The organism is Flavobacterium sp. J49 (genome assembly GCF_011742145.1).
In the GTDB taxonomy this organism is placed as follows: domain Bacteria; phylum Bacteroidota; class Bacteroidia; order Flavobacteriales; family Flavobacteriaceae; genus Flavobacterium.
Genome location: NZ_JAAQQU010000031.1, coordinates 1 through 817, shown reverse-complemented (window position 1 = coordinate 817; position 817 = coordinate 1). Strand labels below are relative to the sequence as shown.

At 31.8% G+C, this 817-nt stretch carries 1 protein-coding gene; it reads left to right on the top strand.

What is annotated here, in order from left to right:
- The first annotated feature begins 216 nt into the window (after positions 1–216).
- A complete protein-coding gene (locus tag HA632_RS00120) occupies positions 217–714 on the top strand; it encodes a hypothetical protein (RefSeq protein ID WP_176305215.1) in 498 nt (165 codons plus the stop codon).
- The last annotated feature ends 103 nt before the right edge of the window (positions 715–817 follow it).

The window sequence follows — 817 nt, the reverse complement described above, 5'->3', positions numbered from 1 at the left end:
TTAGGAATGATGTGGAAACCTCATTTCCCAATAATAGAATTTAATCATTAAAAACGGCTGGTAACAGCAGTTTGTGATTATGGCTGGTTTTGGTCGTGTCAGAAATGTCTCGGCTGACTAAAATTTTAGTTATATTTGGAAACGCAAGTGAGTGAAGAACGCCACAATCACAATCTGCGGCACGTTAGCAGCAATTATTCACAACTCAAGGCTAAAATGAAAAACATAATATTATCAGTTATTTTGTTGTTTTTAACTCATAAGAGTTATTCTTGTTCTTGTAAACATTCGACAATTAAATATGGCTTTGAACATTCTGATATTATATTCACTGGAAAAGTTGTTAAAATTAATGCTGGGAAAATAATAGACTCGATCCCAAGTTCAACAGAAAAAGGTAAGTTCTACATTAAGGAAACATCGAGGATAGAATTTGTATTTAAAATAATAAAATTTATAAAAGGAAAAGAAAAACCAGAATTTATTACAGTTGTGACAACTGGTGGCGGAGCAGATTGCGGGAATTATTTCGAACTAAATTCTGAACATCTTGTCTATTCATACAAAACAGACATAAAGTTAAGTTCATTTGATGGAAATGAAAAAGTTGATCCATATTACTCAACGAGTTTGTGTACACGAACTAAAAAATTAAAGATGGTAAAAAAATCTGAAATAAATAAGCTCAAAAGATTAAATAGAAGAATACAATAACTGCTGCTAACAGCAGTTTGTGATTATGGCTGGTTTTGGGTTTATCAGAAATGTCTCGGCTGACTGAAATTTTAGTTATATTTGGAAACGCAAGTGAGTGAAG